General features: G+C 63.0%; 19 protein-coding genes. 7 read left to right on the forward strand and 12 right to left on the reverse strand.

The genetic code is table 11. From position 1 onward, the window contains the following. Positions 1–130 precede the first annotated feature (130 nt). The 4 genes from B5526_RS11850 to fliI form a co-directional block, all read right to left on the reverse strand. Positions 131–1,009, reverse strand: a complete 879-nt coding sequence (locus B5526_RS11850; RefSeq protein WP_079538351.1) for an anti-sigma factor — start codon at positions 1,007–1,009, stop codon at positions 131–133. A gap of 53 nt (positions 1,010–1,062) precedes the next feature. Beyond that, on the reverse strand, positions 1,063–1,608 hold the full coding sequence (locus B5526_RS11855; protein WP_079538352.1) for a sigma-70 family RNA polymerase sigma factor: 546 nt from the start codon (positions 1,606–1,608) through the stop codon (positions 1,063–1,065). A gap of 203 nt (positions 1,609–1,811) precedes the next feature. Beyond that, a complete protein-coding gene (gene fliJ, locus B5526_RS11860) occupies positions 1,812–2,231 on the reverse strand; it encodes a flagellar export protein FliJ (RefSeq protein ID WP_079538353.1) in 420 nt (139 codons plus the stop codon). A gap of 109 nt (positions 2,232–2,340) precedes the next feature. Beyond that, on the reverse strand, positions 2,341–3,666 hold the full coding sequence (gene fliI / locus B5526_RS11865) for a flagellar protein export ATPase FliI (protein WP_079538354.1): 1,326 nt from the start codon (positions 3,664–3,666) through the stop codon (positions 2,341–2,343). A 366-nt stretch (positions 3,667–4,032) separates the two neighbouring features. On the opposite strand from fliI, the gene ctrA reads away from it, so the two are divergent. Then, positions 4,033–4,734 carry a response regulator transcription factor CtrA gene (ctrA, locus tag B5526_RS11870; protein ID WP_007600544.1) on the forward strand — a complete coding sequence of 234 codons (702 nt, stop codon included), beginning with the start codon at positions 4,033–4,035 and terminating at the stop codon, positions 4,732–4,734. 96 nt (positions 4,735–4,830) lie between these two features. On the opposite strand, the gene B5526_RS11875 is transcribed toward ctrA, so the two are convergent. Then, entirely contained in the window at positions 4,831–6,999 is a 2,169-nt protein-coding gene (locus B5526_RS11875; protein ID WP_079538355.1) for a phospholipase D-like domain-containing protein, read from the reverse strand. 121 nt (positions 7,000–7,120) lie between these two features. On the opposite strand from B5526_RS11875, the gene B5526_RS11880 reads away from it, so the two are divergent. The 4 genes from B5526_RS11880 to B5526_RS11895 all read left to right on the forward strand — a co-directional run bounded on the left by B5526_RS11880 (position 7,121) and on the right by B5526_RS11895 (position 9,431). Then, on the forward strand, positions 7,121–7,525 hold the full coding sequence (locus B5526_RS11880) for a DUF350 domain-containing protein (protein WP_079538356.1): 405 nt from the start codon (positions 7,121–7,123) through the stop codon (positions 7,523–7,525). Between the two features lie 2 nt (positions 7,526–7,527). Then, complete coding sequence (locus B5526_RS11885; protein WP_079538357.1) at positions 7,528–7,923, forward strand: hypothetical protein; 396 nt, start codon at positions 7,528–7,530, stop codon at positions 7,921–7,923. Positions 7,924–8,039: 116 nt separating this feature from the next. Further along, positions 8,040–8,264: a hypothetical protein gene (locus B5526_RS11890; RefSeq protein ID WP_079544934.1), complete on the forward strand. Its 225-nt coding sequence runs from the start codon at positions 8,040–8,042 to the stop codon at positions 8,262–8,264. A 9-nt stretch (positions 8,265–8,273) separates the two neighbouring features. Then, complete coding sequence (locus B5526_RS11895; RefSeq protein WP_079544935.1) at positions 8,274–9,431, forward strand: glutathionylspermidine synthase family protein; 1,158 nt, start codon at positions 8,274–8,276, stop codon at positions 9,429–9,431. A gap of 6 nt (positions 9,432–9,437) precedes the next feature. On the opposite strand, the gene B5526_RS11900 is transcribed toward B5526_RS11895, so the two are convergent. From B5526_RS11900 to chpT, 6 genes are all read right to left on the reverse strand, one after another. Then, complete coding sequence (locus B5526_RS11900; protein ID WP_079538358.1) at positions 9,438–10,310, reverse strand: CheR family methyltransferase; 873 nt, start codon at positions 10,308–10,310, stop codon at positions 9,438–9,440. Next, a complete protein-coding gene (locus tag B5526_RS11905; RefSeq protein ID WP_079538359.1) occupies positions 10,307–11,482 on the reverse strand; it encodes a protein-glutamate methylesterase/protein-glutamine glutaminase in 1,176 nt (391 codons plus the stop codon). The genes B5526_RS11900 and B5526_RS11905 overlap by 4 nt, the downstream gene beginning before the upstream one ends. Positions 11,483–11,565: 83 nt before the next feature. Then, positions 11,566–11,931 carry a response regulator gene (locus tag B5526_RS11910; RefSeq protein ID WP_079538360.1) on the reverse strand — a complete coding sequence of 122 codons (366 nt, stop codon included), beginning with the start codon at positions 11,929–11,931 and terminating at the stop codon, positions 11,566–11,568. A gap of 71 nt (positions 11,932–12,002) precedes the next feature. Then, positions 12,003–12,473 carry a chemotaxis protein CheW gene (locus B5526_RS11915; protein ID WP_079538361.1) on the reverse strand — a complete coding sequence of 157 codons (471 nt, stop codon included), beginning with the start codon at positions 12,471–12,473 and terminating at the stop codon, positions 12,003–12,005. 11 nt (positions 12,474–12,484) lie between these two features. After that, positions 12,485–15,229, reverse strand: coding sequence for a hybrid sensor histidine kinase/response regulator (locus tag B5526_RS11920; RefSeq protein WP_079544936.1), 2,745 nt, complete (start codon positions 15,227–15,229; stop codon positions 12,485–12,487). 229 nt (positions 15,230–15,458) lie between these two features. Continuing rightward, the gene (gene chpT, locus B5526_RS11925) at positions 15,459–16,103 is read right to left on the reverse strand and encodes a histidine phosphotransferase ChpT (protein ID WP_079538362.1); all 645 of its coding nucleotides are present in this window, start codon (positions 16,101–16,103) and stop codon (positions 15,459–15,461) included. A gap of 142 nt (positions 16,104–16,245) precedes the next feature. Between chpT and B5526_RS11930 the strand changes: the two genes are divergently transcribed. After that, on the forward strand, positions 16,246–17,076 hold the full coding sequence (locus B5526_RS11930; protein ID WP_079538363.1) for a 3'(2'),5'-bisphosphate nucleotidase CysQ family protein: 831 nt from the start codon (positions 16,246–16,248) through the stop codon (positions 17,074–17,076). Positions 17,077–17,083: 7 nt separating this feature from the next. Here B5526_RS11930 and B5526_RS11935 read toward each other — a convergent pair whose 3' ends face one another. Further along, the gene (locus B5526_RS11935; protein ID WP_079538364.1) at positions 17,084–17,611 is read right to left on the reverse strand and encodes a YHS domain-containing (seleno)protein; all 528 of its coding nucleotides are present in this window, start codon (positions 17,609–17,611) and stop codon (positions 17,084–17,086) included. Positions 17,612–17,721: 110 nt separating this feature from the next. Between B5526_RS11935 and B5526_RS11940 the strand changes: the two genes are divergently transcribed. Next, positions 17,722–18,321, forward strand: coding sequence for a DUF1134 domain-containing protein (locus B5526_RS11940; RefSeq protein ID WP_079538365.1), 600 nt, complete (start codon positions 17,722–17,724; stop codon positions 18,319–18,321). Positions 18,322–18,388: the final 67 nt, after the last annotated feature.

Genomic DNA, 18,388 nt, shown 5'->3' on the forward strand with positions numbered 1-18,388 from the left:
GAATTCACGCGGCTCTTTACCAGCCCCCCAAAGTCGCCTCGTGGATATTTAGAAGACCCCAACTACCCCCAAGTTGACTACCGAAAACGCCCGCTCCCCACGGGCGTTTTCTTTTTTGCGCGAACAGGATTTAGCGCGCCGGCACCGGTGAAGCCGGCGGCACGGTCTCGATCAGCTTGCCGGTGAAGACCGGCGCGGAGTGCGGGTTACCGTCCGGCGATCCGCCGGCCTGCTCAACCGTCACCGCATAGGTGGCGGAGTTGATGACGTCGGCATCATAGGCTGACAGCACCGGGCGCGCGGTGAAGTCGGAGCCGCCGATCACGCCGAGCGAGCGCGGCTTCGGCAATCGGTCCGAGATCAGCCAGAGCTCAAAACTCTTGCCCGGCTCGCCCGAGGCGCCGACCTTGCGGACGGTAAAATTCTTGGTCGCGCCGTCGACCGTGAGAATGAATGCCGGCGCCCCGCCCTGGCTTTGCAGCACGGCGACATATTGGGCCGACGGCGGCGCGGGCGTCGAAGGCGTCTTGACCTCAACCACCTGGGTCCGTGGTTTCGGGCGCAGGCCATCCGGCAACAGATCCGGCTGATAGGCGCCGACCGCGATCATCGCGACCAGCACGGCCGCGATCGCGGTGACAGCCGTCGCGACATTGCGCCAGCGCCGCGCCTGCTTGGCGAGGCGGATGACATTGGCGTTTTCCTCGACACTGGAAGGCTCGATGAATTGCGGTGCGACGGGTGGCGACGCGTCCGGCAGCACCAGTGGCGCCTGCGGCTCGGCCAGTCCCACCGCGGCTTTGATCCTGTCCCAGACCTCCGGCCGCGGCTCGACCGATCCGACCATCTGGTTCAGCACGCCAAGCCGGTACTGCCAGGCTTCGACCATCGCCGTGAAGTCCTTGTCGGCGGACATCATGGTCTCGACCTGCGCCCGCTCATCGGCATCGAGGGTGCCGAGCGCATATTCCGCGGCGAGCGCGATATGGTCTTCGCTGTATTCCGTCATCTCAACGTCCAAGGTATCTCAAAGTCCAGTATCTCCCTCAAAGTCCAGTATCTTCACAGTCCAAGACACTCCCTGATGTCCATCATGCTGCGCCGTAGCCAGGTCTTCACCGTGTTCACCGGCGTCTCGAATTTTGCCGCCAGCTGCTCGCGGCTCCAGCCGTTGTAATAGGCGAGCAGCACGAGCTTCTGGCGATCCGGCTCCAGGCGGCCGATGCATTCGAGCAGCCGCTTCAATTCCTCGGTCATCTCACGCCGTGCCAACGGATCCTGGCTCTCGGCGGCCACTTCCATGGCGGTCGGCTCTTCCTCGATCGAGAGCTCGCTCTTCTTGCGCACGACGTCGATGGCCCGGTTGCGGGCGATCGATGCCATCCACGTGATCGGCGAGGCGAGCGCCGGATTGAACTGCCCGGCGCTGTTCCAGATCTTGACGTAGGCCTCCTGAATCACCTCCTCGGCGAGATCCTGTCGGCGCAAGATACGGATCACGACGCCAAAGAGTTTCGCCCGCGTCGCGGCATATAGCCGCTCAAAAGCGGCCTGATCCCCCTTCGCAACGGCGGCAATCAGCCAGACCAACTCAGCTGGCGTCAGCATTCACACGTCCCCAAAATCGCGATGCCCCATCGCTTTTGTACATACCTAAAGGCGGCCGTCCGGGCTGTCGTATCATATCCTGCGGCAAACCGGGCCACCAAGTCGCCAGCGGCGCCCCTGTGGACATTGCGGCATCTAACAAAAACCCGGGCCTCGCGGCCCGGGTTTCGATGATGTGGCGGTTATCAGTTAAGGAAAGCGCGTCAGGCGATGGCGCCGAGCCGCGCCCGCATCAGGCCGATGCTGTCGAGATCGGCCTGTTCGCGAGCGCTTTCCTCGGCGCGCTCGCGCGCCTGATCGCGCTCGTCCAGGAGCTCGACTTTCTTGAGCTCCTCGAAGGCCTCGCCCAACAGGGCCTTGGCGTCTTCGAGCTGGATACGCAGTTCGTCGGCGGAGCGGGTCAGGTTCTCGCGGCGCTGGATCGCAGCCTTGGCGTAGGTCGGATAGGCGAAGTGCGAGGGGTCGTTGATCCCGGCGCGCTCCTGCTCGCTTTGGATTTCGCGTTCGAGGTCGACCGACATGCGTTGAAAGTCGGCGATCATGCCTTCGATCTGGGCCACCCTTCGGCGCTTTTCATCGACCTGAAACTTTTTCAGGCGGATCAGGGTTTCACGTGACTTCATCGACTCATACTCCCCAGAAGTCCCGATCTGAAAGCGGGACAGCGCCGGTATCCCCCAGGGGCCCCACCGGCAGCGCTAGATGTGTGGCGCGGATGATGGCCTGACAAAGTTAGCGTTCCGTTTCCAAATCCTTGAGGATTTGCTCAAGTTGCCGGTAACCCTCGCCCAAACCGCTCACCTCGTCCTTGGCCTGGCGCAGAAAGCCCTCGAGCGGCTCATGCAGCGCGATGGCCTCGTCGACCTCGGTGCTGGAGCCCGCCCGATAGGCCCCGAGCCGGATCAGTTCCTCCATATCGGCATAGGTCGCCATCACCTGGCGCGCCCTTGTGATGACCGGCAGATAGGCCGGATCGGCCGATCTCGGCATGGTGCGGGACACCGATTTGAGCACGTTGATGGCCGGATAGCGCCCGCGCTCGGCGATCGAACGCTGCATCACAATATGACCGTCGAGGATGCCGCGGACCGCATCCGCGATCGGCTCGTTGTGGTCGTCGCCGTCCACCAGCACCGTGAAAATCCCGGTAATGGTGCCCTCGCCGGTGCCCGGACCGGCGCGCTCCAACAGTTTTGGCAATTCGGTGAACACGGTCGGCGTATAGCCCTTGGCGGTCGGCGGCTCGCCGGCCGACAGCCCGATTTCACGCTGCGCCATCGCAAAGCGCGTCACCGAATCCATCAGGCACAGCACATCCTTGTCTTCGTCGCGAAAATATTCCGCGATCGCCAAAGTCAAGTAAGCCGCCTGCCGCCGCATCAAAGCGGGCTCGTCCGAGGTCGCCACCACCACCACCGAGCGCGCCAGGCCCTCTTCGCCGAGGTCGTCCTGCAAAAATTCCTGCACCTCGCGGCCGCGTTCGCCGACGAGGCCAATCACGGTGATATCGGCATCGACATTGCGCGCCAGCATCGACAACAACACCGACTTGCCGACGCCGGAGCCGGCGAAAATGCCGAGCCGCTGGCCGCGGCAGCAGGTCAGAAACGTGTTGAGCGCCCGCACGCCGAGATCGAGCGGTCTGCCGACGCGCCTGCGCGAATGCGCCGGCGGCGGCGCGTTGCGGTAGGGCATTGGCGACGGCCCTTGCTGCAGCGGCCCCTTGCCGTCGATCGGTTCCCCCATCGCGTTGAGGACGCGGCCGAGCCAGAGCAGCGAAGGGCGCACTTGGCTGGCGGCATTGGCGATCACGGCGCGGCAGCCGCGCCGCACGCCTTCGAGGCCGGCGAACGGCATCACCACCGCGTTGTTGCCGGTGAAGCCGATGACTTCGGAGGGGATGAAGCGGTTGCCGCCGGTCTCGATCACGATGCGGGCGCCGACCGACATCGCGTGGATCGGCCCTGCGATCTCGACCATCAGCCCGCGCACGCCGACCACGCGGCCATAGATATTGACGCCGTCGATGTCGCCGATCTGCTCGGCGAGCGCCTTCATGGCGCAAACCTTAAGTTTCCGCGCATTTTGGAACCGGCCTTAACTTCGTGTTTACCCGCATCGTTAATCATTACGTCACTGTCTTGGGTGACTGAGAGCGCTCGGCCGTCAGAAGGAAGGTCGAGTCGTGGGAGTCGGTTAGGCCCGCCTCTTAATGTGGAACTTGAACGAGAACGGATACAAAAAACTGCTTCGGAGCAGCACTTTAGGGCGATTCGACAAAAATTGCACTGATAGAGCTTGCGAACAGGAATCAGATTTTGTTAACCATATGTCGTCAGGATCCGAATCAGTTGTTCAAAGGCGTTTTGAGTGCCGCAATTGCGGCCGACCTGACGCCCGGAGCGGCGACTATAGGGGACTGGCATGCGCGTATTGCTGATAGAAGATGACAGCGCCGTCGCGCAGTCGATCGAGTTGATGCTGAAGTCCGAGAGTTTCAACGTCTATACGACGGATCTCGGGGAAGAAGGCGTCGATCTCGGAAAACTTTACGACTACGACATTATCCTGCTCGACCTCAATTTGCCTGACATGTCCGGTTACGACGTGCTCAAGCAGCTTCGGGTATCGAAGATCAAGACCCCCATTCTGATCCTCTCCGGCCTTGCCGGCATTGAGGACAAGGTCAAGGGTCTCGGCGTCGGCGCCGACGACTACATGACCAAACCCTTCCACAAGGACGAACTGGTCGCCCGCATCCATGCGATCGTGCGCCGCTCCAAGGGCCACGCCCAGTCGGTGATCCAGACCGGCGATCTCGTGGTCAACCTCGACACCAAGACGGTCGAGGTCGGCGGCCAGCGCGTGCATTTGACCGGCAAGGAATACCAGATGCTGGAGCTGCTCTCGCTCCGCAAGGGCACCACGCTGACCAAGGAAATGTTCCTGAACCATCTCTATGGCGGCATGGACGAACCCGAACTCAAGATCATCGACGTCTTCATCTGCAAATTGCGCAAGAAGCTCGCCAACGCTTCGGAAGGACGCAACTTCATCGAAACCGTGTGGGGCCGCGGCTATGTGCTGCGCGAGCCGCACGAGGTCGAAGAGCGCATTCCGGCCTGATCGACGTTTACGGAGAGCCGGTCAGGCTCTCGCCTCCCGACTGGACCCCGCCTCTCGAGGCGGGGTTTTTATTTGGAGGGGGTGCCGCGCCGAGCCCTATCGCTTCTTTGCCGCGCGCTTCTTAGCGACCCGCTTCTTGACGGTTTTCTTGACGGTTTTCTTGGCGGTCTTCTTGGCGATCTTCTTGGCGGTTTTCTTGCCGGCTTTCTTCTTGCCGGCTTTCTTTTTGGTCACCTTTTTCTTGGCGGTCTTCTTGGCCGCCTTTTTCTTGGCTGACCTTTTTGTGGCGGACTGTTTGCTCGCTGCCGCCTTTTTCTTCGGCTTGTTTGCCGGCGGCTTGTTGGGCGCAGGCGCAGGTGCTGGCGCCGGCGCTGAGCCCGACGGCTTCTTCGGCGGCAGTTTGCCCGAGGACGACGTGTCGCCACCGCCTGCCGCCGACAGCCAGAACCGAAGCTCCGGCGCCTTCTCGTCCGGGCCGGTGATGTAACGCTCCTGCCACTTGTCGTCGCCCTCCAGCGGCTGGCCGAAAATCTCCGGATGCTGCTTAAGCAGGAACCGCCAGGCGTAATGATCGTAGATATCGAGCACATGGCAGGCATAGGCTTCCGCCAGCCCGCGGTGGCCGCGGATGATCACCATGTTCTCGTCGTTGTTGTGGGAGGCGCGGAAGCCGAGATTGTGCGATCCGGTAACGACCGCACAGTTGGCGCTGAAGGGATCGATCACCACGATCTTGTTGTGAATGATGGCAAAGCCGTACTTTGCCATCTCAGCCTCCCATTTGCCGAAGGCGTCGTTGGCCGTGATGGCGCCGGCCGGCACCGCGCGGGAGTCCGGCTGGGCCTGGTCCAGCTTGGCGCCTTTCTTCTTCGGCTTGCCGGGCTCGCCGACCACCTTGACCGCCGGCTGCGCCGCACCGGCAGCCCCACCCCCGGCATCCGCGGCATCGGCGCCACCGCCCTGATGCAGCGCTTGGGAAAAGTTGAGGGCGCGTTGCGGGCTGGTCAGGGCGCCGCGCACGAACAGGTCGGGATTCTTCGCCAGCGCCCGGCCGGCCGCATCGAGGATCGAATTGTTGCCGGGATCGAAGGCGAGGAACAGCACCGCCTGCTTGGCGCCGTTGATCAGGTCGAACACCCGCTTCATGTCGTCCGGCGTTTCCTTCGGCGGGGTCGCCAGCTTCTGTTTGGTGTTCGGCGAGAACATCACCTCGATGGTGGCGCCGTTGCCGAGGCTGATCGGCTTGGCGACCGAGCTGTCGTTATTGGTATGGTCAAAGCCGCGCAGCGTCGGCGACTGCAAATTCTTCTGGTTGCCCTTGGCGGCGTCGATATCCGCCTTCAACGCATTCCAGTAGTCCATGTAGCGCTGGGCGACGTCGGCGGATTCGATCACCAGCGCGTTGTTGGTTTGCGTGCACAGCCCGGTTGAGGTCCAGTTGGTCGAACCCGACAGCACCGCCGTCGGCACGCCCTTCTCGCTCAGGACCAGGAATTTGTTGTGCGGGATATCGCCCTTGCCGAGCAGGCGGTCGATCACGGTCACCCCTGCCGACTTCAGCTTGGCGCGGTTCGCCGAGTCTGCGTCCTCGATCGTTGCCTTCGTCTTTGGGTCGACCGATTGCTCATTGCCGAGGATCACATTGCGGCTTTTCGGGTTAGCCTGCAGACGCTTTTCAAGCCCGTCGGGGTCGTTGAGCTCGTAAAGCGCCGCGTGAATGGTGCCGCCACCCTTGTCGGCACGGTCGAGCAGCGAGGTCACGCCTTCCGACAGCTGGCCCATCAGGTTGATGCGAATGGGATCGGTGGGATCGGCGATGTGAGGAGCCAGCGCCGGGATGCTGGGGTGGTCGTTCAACGCGTGGGTCAATGCCTGCGTCGCGGTGATACCGCGATTGAAATAGACGCTGAACGGCGGCCGGCTCGGCGTCAGCGTGATCTTGTTGCTGAGCAGCGCCTCGACGCCCGCGAGCGGCGTCAGCGTCGCACCGGGGCTTCCGCCCATCGGCACGATGCGGTACTGATAACTGCCGCCGCGCTTCGCAAACAGGTCCTTCCACCAGAACTTCTGCACCGGAGCCTGCTCGGTGGTCAGGTGGTCCCCGGCCTGGTTTGCAAAGCGCGCCAACGCCGGCAGAACCATTTCCTTGCCATTGGCGCCGAGGTCGATTTGATGAATGGCGAAGCCAAGACAGCCGTCGAGGTGACGATCGAAGGTCCAGGCGACGACGGCGATGTCATTATTTGAGAAGGCGACTGCGGGCATCGAAACGATCCTTTTCTAATCTGAGAAGAAGCGATAACGGCACGTTGTCGAATGGTAATAATACACGCCAAATGAGAATCCGCGAAACGAAATATCGGCGGCATAGATCGGTTGAAGAGACATGATCCTGCAATCACTGGCCGGACTGCCGGCGTTCCTGGTCTACTTCTGCACGGCGATCGTGGCCGTCGTCGCCTACCTCTTTGTCTACACCCGCGTCACGCCGCACGACGAGTTCCAGTTGATCCGCGACAACGACCCGGCGGCCGCGATCGCGCTCGGCTTGAGCCTGCTCGGTTTCGTCTTGCCGGTGGTCAGCGCCATCGCGCATGCCGCCAATATCGTGGATTGCCTGATCTGGAGCGCGATCGCGCTGATCGTGCAGATCGCCGTCTATTTTATCGTCAAGATCCCGGTGCCGAACCTGTCGGCGAAGATCGCCTCCGGCGAACTCGCGGCCGCGATCTGGCTTGGGCTTGCCTCGCTCGCCGCCGGCGCGCTCAACGCCGCCTCGATGATCTATTGATCATGGCAGAGAAGCCACACAAGGAATTCGGCAAGCGCAGGGCTGTCGCAACCCCACCGGCCCCGCCCGTGAAGCGCTCCAACCATGTGGCGCTGCTATTGATGGGCACCTTTGCCATTGGCGGCGGCGCTTCCGCGCTGATGCCAAGGGAGAATTGCGGGCCAAGTCAGCCCGGAATGGCGTCGGACCTGCAGCCCAAGGCCGAATGCCGGAATGGATACTCCTCCGGCGGCGGCCACGGCTGGTCCGGAGGATCGTCGTCGCGCAGCAATTTCTTCGGCGGCGATTCCTCGTCAAGCGGTTCGCACTCCGGCGCTTCGACGGATTCCGCATCTGGCGGCGTGACGCGCGGCGGGTTCGGTTCATTTGCGCACGCGTTTGGTTTTGGCGGCGGTTGAGCAGCGGGCTTGGTGCCGCACGATGCTGTGAAACGATCCGCTTTCCCTTGCCTGATTGGCGTCAGGTGATGGAAACTGCCGTCCGGACCACCCCTTCGGGTAGCGGAGACCGCACGATGAAACGCTCGCGCCGTGTCGTTTTGACCATGATGGGTACCGCGGCGGCCGGCGCGGTTTCGATGGGATTTGTGCCGCAAGGCGGCTGCGGAGGCGGTCGCGTGCCGGTGCCTGGCGCGAACGGCAGACCCTATTGCAGCGCCACCTATGGCGGCTTCGGCGGCGTACCGCATCACTTTCACAGCCACAGCCACGGCCACGGCCATGCCCATGGCGGCGGCTAGCGAAAGATGATGCAGCGCATCATCTGCACCGAGCGCCAGGACTGGCGCTCGACCGCTGAAGAATACGGGTTTGATTTTCACACCATCAACGGCGAGCGCTATTGGGACGAACGCGCCTACTATGCGTTCACGCTGGAGGAGATCGAGCGTCAGATCGAGGAGCCGACCGGCGAGATCGATGCGATGTGCCTGGAGCTCGTCGCCCACGCGGTCGAGGACGAACGCACGCTGCGCCGGCTGAAAATACCCGAAGCGTTCTGGCCGCTGATCACGGAGAGCTGGTACCGCGATGAGGCCAGCCTTTACGGCCGGCTCGACCTTGCTTTTGACGGGCACGGTCCTGCGAAATTGCTCGAATATAACGCGGATACGCCGACGTCGATTTTCGAGACCGCGGTGTTTCAATGGACCTGGCTGGAGCAGGCGATCGAGCGGCACATTATTCCCGCCGATGCCGACCAGTTCAATTCGATCCATGAGCGCCTGATCGAGGCGTGGAAAAAGCTCGGCGACGGGCGTCACCTTCATCTGGCGGGGATGACCGAAAGCACCGAGGATGCCGGGACGCTCGCCTATCTCGAGGACACCGCGGGGCAGGCCGGCCTTGCCACCACATCGATCGATATCGAAGACATCGGATGGCGCGATGACGGCGGCTTCGTCGACCTCGATAACCGCTCAATCGAGCTCGCCTTCAAACTCTATCCCTGGGAATGGATGTTTCGCGATGCGTTCGGCGGGCAGCTGATCAAGGCGCCGACGCGCTGGATCGAGCCGCCATGGAAGGCGGTGCTTTCCAACAAGGGCATTCTTGCCTTGCTGTGGGAGATGTTTCCAAATCATCCGAATTTGCTGCCGGCCTATTTCGAGGATGACCCCAACGTAGGACGGCTCGGCGCCTCCTACGTGCGCAAGCCGCTCTATTCACGCGAAGGCGCCAACGTGGCGCTGATCCGCGAAGGCGTCACGCTTGTGGAGCAGGACGGACCCTATGGCGCCGAGGGATATGTTCGCCAGGCGTTGGCACCGCTGCCGAATTTTTCCGGCCAATACCCGGTGCTCGGAAGCTGGTTGATCGACCACATCCCGTGCGGGCTTTCGATCCGCGAGGACGAGAACCCGATCACCGGCAATACCTCGCGGTTCTTGCCGCACGCGATCCTTTAGAGCCAATCAGCGTATCGCCGTGGCGGCCGCCTTCATCGGCATCACCGGCGCAGCCCCCTTGCGCGCGGCGCGGTCGGGGTTGACGCGATAAAGCCCGCGCCGGTCGGGATAGGGCTTGAAGACGTCGGAGATCCCGACCACGGATTCGGCCGCGCCCAGCGCCAGCACGCCGTCGGATTCCAATAGCCTGGCAAGACGCTCGAAGATCGTGGCCTTGGTATCCTGGTCGAAATAGATCAGGACGTTGCGGCAGAAAATCACGTCGAACGTTCCAAGATGCGAAAAGTCCTGCAGCAGGTTCAGCTGCCGGTGCTGGACCATGGCGCGGATATCGGCGTTGAGCTGCCACAGCTCTCCGGTTTGCGTGAAATATTTGACCAGCATCTGAATCGGCAGGCCGCGCTGCACCTCGAACTGGCTGAAGACGCCGGCCTTGGATTTTTCAAGCACGGCCTGCGACAGATCGGTGGCAACGATCTCGACCCGCCAGCCGGCGAGTCCTGCGAATTCCTTCACGCACATCGCGATCGAATACGGCTCCTGTCCGGTGGAAGAAGCCGCGCACCAGATGCGCAAGGCGCGGCGGCTGGCGCGCGCCTGCACCAATTCCGGCAATACCGTCTGCTTGAGATGATCGAACGGAATCTTGTCGCGGAAAAAGAAGGTCTCGTTGGTGGTCATCGCCTCGACCACGTCCGATGTCAGCGCCTCGGCGCCGCTCTTCATTTTCAAAACCAGTTCGGGGATGCCGGGCAGACCGGCCCGTCGCGCCAGCGGGATCAACCGGCTTTCCACCAGATATTGCTTATCGGCCGACAGATCGAGGCCGGACCGGTCTTTCAGAAGCTTGCGCAAGAACTCATAGTCGAGAGGTGTCACGACCGATCTCCCGAAAACAACCGAACCAGTTTCGGCGCGATCTGATTAAGCGGCAGAATGGCGGCGCAGATCCCGGCATTGGCGGCGGCGCCCGGCATTCCCCACACCACACTCGAAGCCTCGTCCTGGGCGATCACGCTGCCGCCGGCGGCGACGATCTCCTTGCCGCCGCGCATGCCGTCCGAGCCCATGCCGGTCAGCACCACGGCCATAATACTGCCCTGCCAGACATCGATCGCGGAGGCGAACAACGGATCGACGGCCGGCTTGCAGAAATTCACCGGCGCGCCATCGTCGAGCGCGATCACCGCGTCGGCAGCGTGCTTGAAGACGCGCATGTGGCGGCCGCCCGGCGCGAGATAGATCTGCCCCGCCTTGATGATTTCGCCGTCGACGGCTTCGTGCGCCGGCCGATGGCTCGCGCGCGCCAGATGTTCGGCAAGGATGGTCGTGAAGGTCGGCGGCATGTGCTGGGTGATCAGCACGGGAAAACGGTCGATCACCGGGCCGATCTCGGCGACCAACGACATCAGCGCCTGCGGGCCGCCGGTCGAGGACCCGACCAACAGCACCCGTGGCGCCTGAATACTGAACGCCCGCCGCACCAACGGCGGCTGCGGATGCGCATGCGGCTGCGCAAGCGGAGGGAGAGCCGGCCGGGCCGAGGGCTCGCGCGACCGATCCAGCGGCGGTGACGGCATCGAGGGCACCGCGCGGCGAAGCTTGGCCCCGAGCGAGCGGATCTTCTGGATCAGGTCATGGTGAAAGATGTCGGCGGCGGATACTTCGCGGGTGCTTTCCGGCTTCGGAATGTAGTCCGAAGCGCCGAGCGAGAGCGCCTTGAAGCTGATCTCCGCATTGCGGCGGGTCAGGGTCGACGCCATGATGATGATGAGGTTGCGTTTCTTCGCCAGCAACAATGGCAGCGCGGAAATGCCGTCGAGTTCCGGCATTTCGATATCGAGCACGGCGACATCGGGATTGATGCGCTCGAGCTGGTTGACGGCGTCGAGGCCGGTGCGCAGCGATGCCGCCACCTCCATGTCCGCTTCGGCCTCGATCCAGCGCGAGATCAGCCCCCGGATAACGACGGAGTCATCGACCACCATCACCCGCAACGGCTGTTGCCGCGTTGACGCCGGGATCGAGGAACTTGTCAACGCAACACTCATTTTTCACCAGGCACGGCTGAAAGCGGCACACTTGAAGCGGGTAACGCCGACGGGCTTTCAGCCACCGGGTCGAAGCGAGGCGGTCAGATCAGGCCGACTTCCTGGAACTTCGCGGTGACGATGTCCTTGTCGAACGGCTTCATGATGTACTCGTTGGCGCCGGCATGAAGCGCACGCGCGATGTGCGCGACATCGTTCTCGGTGGTGCAGAACACCACCTTGGGCTGGTCGCCGCCGGGCATGCGGCGCAGAGCGCCGAGGAATTCATAGCCGTCCATGATCGGCATGTTCCAGTCGAGCAGGATGGCGTCGGGCAATCCGCGCTTGCAGACTTCCAAGGCCTTCTCGCCGTCCTCGGCTTCGATGATCTGGAAATCCAGGCCTTCCAGAATCCGCCTTGCGACTTTTCGGATGACACTTGAGTCATCGACAACAAGACATGTTCTCATTTTAGCCTCTACTTCTTCCCGAATGGGACATTTCCATTGCAACTCAAGTCTACGCCGGATTGTCGCCGGTCTTATGCCGCCAGCATATCGGAGCTGATCTCGAGGACGCGATCGACGTCGAGGACGACCATGAGCTGGCCGTCGAGGCGGTGCACGCCGCCGGCGAGCTTGGCCATGCGGGGATCGAGGTTGACGGGGTTTTCCTCGCGGCCCTCGTCGGGGAGTTTTAGCACCTCGCCGATCTGGTCGATCAGAAGGCCATAGGACTCACCGCGAAGGTCGACGCCGACGGCCATCGGCGCCTTGCCGTCGTCATTCTTCGGCAAGCCGAGGCGGGCGCGCATGTTGACCACGGTGACGATGCGGCCGCGCAGGTTCAAGACGCCGGCGATCTCGCTGGAGGACAGCGGAACCCGCGTCAGCCGCTCTGGCATGAACACGTCCTGGACGCGGGAGATCGGCAAGCCGAACAACTGCCCGCCGATCACGGCGGTGACGTATTCGGCCACGGTGCCTTCGCTGGTTTCGGTCTTGCTGGTCATGCTTTAATTCCTCATGCCGCCCGGTTGAGGTCGGCGGTCTGTTCCTTCAGCGCCGCGATCAGGCCGGGACGGTCGAACTTGGCGACGTAATCGTGGAAGCCGGCGAGCTTGCCGCGCTCGATCGCCGCCGGCGACACCAGCGAGGACAAAGCGATGATCGGCATCGCGCTCAAGTGCTGATCGGCCCGGATGGTTTCGGCGAACTCAAAACCGTTCATGTCGGGCATTTCGATATCGGTCAGCACCACGTCGAAGATTTGCCCCGAGCGCAGCACGGAGAGCCCCTCCTGCGCGTTGGGGGCGACCCGCACCCGGTAACCAGCGGCTTTGAGCACCGGCGCCAGCATGTTGCGGAAGAAGGCACTATCGTCGACCAAGAGCACCGATTGCGCCATGGCCGAGGGCTTCATCTCCTTGCGGGTGAACCAGTCGGAGAACGCCATGGGGAGGAAGTGGCCGACGTCGATCACTTCCGTAGCCTGGCCCTTGATGACCGCGGAACCCAGAATACCCTCATGGGAGCCGGCGACCTCGATGTTGAGCCGTTCCTCGACGATGTCGATGATCTCGTCGACCACGAGCCCCATCGAGCGGCCGTCATCGGCGAACACCAGGATCGGTTGGGCGCCTGTGGTCTGGACGCTGACGCCTTCCATCTGCACCAGCGGCATCAGCTGGTCGCGGTATTGGACCATATAGCGGCCATTCGAGAGCTCGATCTTGTCGGCGGCGATCTCCTCCAGGCGCGTGACGAGGCCGAGCGGCACCGCCTTGGGCTGGGTGGAGCCTGCGCGGAACACCAATAGCGAGGTCAACTGCTCGGCGGCGTTGGCGCGCATCGCGGCATTCTCATCGGATATCTCATGGCTTGCCGCACCGGAAGCGCCGAGCGCCTTTGCGATGCCGTTGGGATCGATGATCATGATCACGGCGCCATCGCCCAAAATGGTATTGCCGGAGAACATGTCGATGTGGCGCAGTTTCGTGGACATCGGCTTGACCACGATTTCCTCGGTGTGGAACACGCCGTCGACCACGATGCCGAACGTCTGGTTGCCGACTTGCGTGACGACGATAAAGCCGTTTTCCGGATCGGAAGAGGAGCCGTCGTCGATCTTGAGCAGTTTTTTCAGATGCATCAGCGGTAATAGCTTGTTGCGCAAGCGCAAGACTGCGGTGTCCTTGATGCGCTCGATGCGGTGCTCGGAATTGGCGCGTGCCCGCACCAGTTCGACCACCGCGAGCTGGGGAATGGCAAAGCGATCACCGCCGGCTTCCACGATCAGCGCCGAGACGATGGCCAAGGTCAGCGGAATCTTGATGGTGACGGAAGAGCCCTCGTCGGCCACCGACTTGATGTCGATGGTGCCGCCGATCTGGTCGATATTGGTGCGTACCACATCCATGCCGACGCCGCGGCCGGAGACGGAGGTGATCGCAGCGGCAGTGGAAAAGCCCGGCGCGAAGATGAATTTGTGGATCTGGGCCTCGGTCATCTTCTCGAGCTCAGCCTCGCTGACGAGCCCGTTGGAGACCGCTTTGGCCTTGATCTTCTCGGTGTTGAGGCCTCTGCCGTTATCGGCGATGCAGATGATGATGTGGCCGCCTTCGTGATAGGCCGACAATCTGATCGTGCCCTGCTCGGGCTTGCCGGCGGCCAAGCGCTCGGCAGGCGTCTCCAGCCCATGATCGGCCGAGTTGCGCACCATGTGCGTCAAGGGGTCCTTGATCAGATCGAGCACCTGCCGGTCGAGCTCGGTGTCGGCGCCGTGCATCTCCAGTTCGATCTGCTTGTTCAATTCGCCGCTTAGATCACGCACGATGCGCGGCAGCTTCTGCCAGGCGTTGCCGATCGGCTGCATGCGCGTCTTCATGACGCCTTCCTGCAATTCGGCGGTGACGTTGGAGAGCCGCTGCAGCGGCACCTTGAACTCGGTGTCCTCGTTACGCCTCGAAATCTCGAGCAGCTGATTGCGCGTCAGCACCAGTTCCGACACCATCGTCATCAGATGTTCCAGCGTGTCGACATTGACGCGGATCGACTGGTTGGCGATGCGATCGCCTTCGGACGCGGACGCTTCCGGATCGACGACGGCTTTTTTCGCGGCCAGCTTTTCCTTCGCTGAATTGCCGCGCTTCTCGGCGGCCGCGGCAGGCGCAGCGACGGCACCAGCGGGCTCCTTCGGCGCCGGTTCCGGCGCTGGCTGCTTCGGCGCGGGCGCGACCTCGATCTCCGTCTCGCGGAAGGCGCGCTCCAGTTCGTCCAGCGACACTTCACCGGGACGCAATGCGCGCTCCAGCACCTGCGGCACCAGGGTGCCCTGTGCAACGGCGGGCTTCGCGGGAACGGCTGGCTCAACCGGCTCTGACATCGCTTCCATCCCTCGTTCCACCATTTCCTGGAGTTTGACGATCAGATCCTGATCGGAGCCATCCGGCTCAGCCTCGGTCGCCTCAAGGCCCGACAGAATTTCCTTGATGCGGTCGATGCTGCTCAGGATCAGGGTGACCGCGTCGGCCGTAACCGGCATTCCGTCGCGGAATTTGCCCATCAGCGTCTCGCCGGCATGCGCCAGCGCTTCGAGCCGCGGCAGGCCCAGGAAGCCGCAGGTGCCCTTGATGGTGTGGACTAGGCGAAAGATGTTATCGAGAATCTTCGCGTTGTTCGGCTCCTGCTCGAACTTCACCAACTGATTATCGACGGTATCCAGGCTCTCGCTGGTCTCCGTCAGAAATTCCCGCAGCAGATCATCCATGAAACAGGCCTTCGAACGCACGGGCGCGCGACTTCGACACGCCATTCGTAATTTGGCCAGCTTCACCGCAAACCGTTTAATATTGGTTGAGTAATTGGAAAAGAACGGGATCAACAAAGAGATAAGACGGCCTCATCGAATCCGGAGGCCTCCTGTAAAGGTCTGGTTAACCATAACTTCCGGATTTCGAGGATGTTGGCTCGTATTCCGATCCCAAAGCAGTGTGGCTTCAGGAAGCCGTCACCACCACCGAATCGCCCTCGGGCGCCAGCATCACCTTCAGTCCGCAGGCCTGCGCCAGAAGGCGGGTATAATAAGGCTGCACCGCATGGGCATCCGCGGCTGCCGCACTTGAGCTCAGGAGGTCGGCGACATTTTGCGGCATGCGGGCGTTCAGTCCGCTGGCTGCGACCCGAAAGCCGATTCCCTCCCCCTCGCCCACGGAATCGACTGTCAGCACGCCGCCGCGCGGAATGGTCTGCTGCGCGATCACCATCATGTTCAAGAGCAGCTTGACCCGGTTTTTCGGCAGCAGCAGGCGCGGCAAATTCCAGGCGATCTTGGTCTTGGCGTCCTCGAGATGGCCGCGCGCCATGGTCTGCGCGTCGCCGAGGTCGATCTGGGCCCCCGACGATCCCGCGGCCCCGAACGCCAGCCGGCAGAACTGCAGCCGCGCCGAGGCGGTCTTGGCGCTCTTGCGGATCAGATCGAGCGCGAATTCGCGATCTTCGGGCTTCGGATTGTCGTCCAGCACCTCAAGCCCATTGACGATGGCGCCGACAGGACTGATGAGATCGTGACAAACCCGCGAGCACAACAGCGCCGCCAGTTCGAGGGCGTCGGGGGCGGGACCGGGAGACGGGGTGGCTGACATAAGGTGTTCCTGCAAATCCGCGACATTGCGGACAAAAGCGAATCACGCATGCTCGCGGGCTTGATACACTGCGGACGCGCGTGCTGCCAACACGGGTGAGCGACGGCCAAAGGCAAGACCAACAGCATATGAGACCCGCGTCATGAATAAGGCAGCCTCCAAAGCACCCGCGATCGACCGTGACGCCGCCGCCGCTCTGATCGGGCCCCTGACCGATCTCGTGATCCGCGCAGGGGCCGCCATTCTCGCCGTCAACCGCGGGGCAATGCGGATCGACGGCAAAGCCGACGGGTCGCCGGTAACGGAAGCGGACCTCGCCGCCGACCGCATCATCGCAGAGGGACTGGCGCGGCTCGCCCCGGAGCTGCCGACGCTGTCGGAGGAGCGCGTCGATCTGGCAACGCCGCCGTATCTCGGCAGCTTCTTTCTGATCGATCCGCTCGACGGCACCAAGGAATTCGTCGCCGGCCGCGACGAGTTCACGGTCAATTTGGCGCTCGTAACCGACGGGACGCCGCTGCTCGGCATCATCGGCGCGCCGGCGCTTGGAATTGTGTGGCGGGGACTGGTCGGCCGCGGCGCGGAGCGGCTGGCGACCAATAATGCATCCCTCGCCGCGCCGATCCATACCCGCCGCCACCCGAAACCGGGCGAGCCCTGGATTGCGGCCGTCAGCCGCTCGCACGGCGATGTCAGAACTGAAGCCTTTATCGACGCAAGGCCCGGCGCCAGCCGCAAGATGCTCGGCTCGGCCTTAAAATTCGGCTGGGTCGCGGAAGGCGGCGCCGATATCTATCCGCGCCTGGCGCCGACCTCCGAATGGGACGTCGCGGCGGGACACGCGGTCGTCACCGCCGCCGGCGGCAAGATTACCGATGGGCAAGGCGCCGCCCTGCAATTCGGCCGGGGACGCCAAGGTTTTATCGTCCCGGAATTCATTGCCTGGGGCGATCCCGAGGCGGCGTCGCGGTGAGCGCCCCCTACTGCGCCAGATCCTGCTCCGCGGCCGGCCAGTGCGATTTCGCCTCGCGCTGGCCGCGCTCGGGATCGGCGGCGAAGGCATCGCGGTTGTCGTCGCGGCTGAACAGATAGAGCCGCTGTCCGGAGATCAGCCAAAACCGGGGGTTACCGGCCACCGTGACGCCGCGCGCCAGATCGATCGGGTCGTAGCCGCCGAACTGGGGGCCGTAAATCTCGGGATGGGCGACAAAGGAGGCGCGGTTGCCCTCGTTGCGGAAGCGCCAGACCGCGCCGGCTTGCGACGCCTCATAGTCCGGCAGGCCACGCTCCGGGCTTTGGTCGACAAAATAGGCAACGGGGTCGAAACCCTCGATCGCAAGACCGGTAAAACGGTTCATCACCACCCGCTCGGTGGTTGCGGCCTCCGCCGCATGCGGCGCAGCAAGACTTAGCCAGACCAGGGCCGACAATACGGAGATCAAGGCTATTCCGGGGCGAAGGCCCGCATCCGAATGCCTGTCGTTTCTTTCCTGCCGCTGTGCCGTCATAGTTGATGCCGATAACATCCGAGTCGGGGGACACTGGGCGCAACCTAAAGCGGTGCTCGTTGGCATCAGGTTAAGGCGGCGGCCAGGTTTTCGATACGCAGGGGTTCTTTATGACTTTCGCATCACGCCTTGCCGCGGCGAGCCTCGCCGCGTTGATGTGCTGGGCCATGCCCGCTTTCGCCCAGCAAGCGCCGCCATTGCCGCCGCCGCAGCGCCAGCCCGGTCCCAACAATTACGGGCCGGACGAACTGACCAGCGCCGGGCACCGGTTTTTCGGCAACGTCTCGCGCGGGCTCGCGTCCGTGATCGAGCGCGCGGTCAGCCAATGGGGCCTGCCGAACGGCTATATCCTGGGCGAGGAAGGCTCCGGCGCCTTTGTCGCAGGCCTCCGCTACGGCGAAGGCACGCTCTACACCAAGAATGCCGGCGATTTGCGGGTCTACTGGCAGGGTCCCTCGGTCGGCTTCGACTGGGGCGGCGACGGCGCCCGCACCATGACGCTGGTCTACAATCTGCCGGCAACCATCGCGATCTACCAGCGCTTCGTCGGCATCGACGGCTCCGCCTATATTATCGGCGGTTTCGGGATGACGGCGCTGACCGCCAACAATATCGTTCTGGTGCCGATCCGCTCGGGTCTCGGATTGCGGCTCGGCGCCAATGTCGGCTACCTCAAATATACCCCGCACGCGACCTGGAACCCGTTCTAGGCGGCGTTTTCCGACGCCCACGAATTTTCCGGTTACGAATTGACGTTAATGCGGCAATGGGCTGGTG

The organism is Bradyrhizobium lablabi (assembly GCF_900141755.1).
Lineage (GTDB): Bacteria > Pseudomonadota > Alphaproteobacteria > Rhizobiales > Xanthobacteraceae > Bradyrhizobium > Bradyrhizobium lablabi_A.